Origin of the sequence: Enterobacter sp. 940_PEND, assembly GCF_001059415.1 — a bacterium.
Lineage (GTDB): Bacteria > Pseudomonadota > Gammaproteobacteria > Enterobacterales > Enterobacteriaceae > Enterobacter > Enterobacter cloacae_M.
Genome location: NZ_JUMS01000044.1, coordinates 1 through 350 on the forward strand (window position 1 = coordinate 1; position 350 = coordinate 350).

At 47.4% G+C, this 350-nt stretch carries 1 protein-coding gene; it reads left to right on the plus strand.

Annotation, left to right across the window (positions count from 1 at the left end; genetic code table 11):
- Positions 1 to 165: 165 nt before the first annotated feature.
- Positions 166 to 350 (plus strand): GTP-binding protein (locus tag ADJ24_RS07030; RefSeq protein ID WP_044347782.1); only part of this gene is annotated, 185 nt, incomplete at its 3' end.

Here is a 350-nt window from a genome sequence, read left to right on the forward strand (position 1 = left end):
CCTTGGTAAGGGTGAGGTCCCCAGTTCGACTCTGGGTATCAGCACCACTTCACTTCTCCTTCCCGTTTCTCTCTGTTTCAATTTTACTGTATTCAACAATTCAGGCATTTCGCCTGGTTGATGTGGTGATATCACCGATTTATCCGTGTCTTAGAGGGACAATCGATGTCTAAAGAAAAGTTTGAACGTACAAAACCGCACGTTAACGTCGGTACTATCGGCCACGTTGACCATGGTAAAACAACGCTGACCGCTGCAATCACTACCGTTCTGGCAAAAACCTACGGTGGTTCTGCTCGCGCATTCGACCAGATCGATAACGCACCAGAAGAAAAAGCTCGTGGTATCAC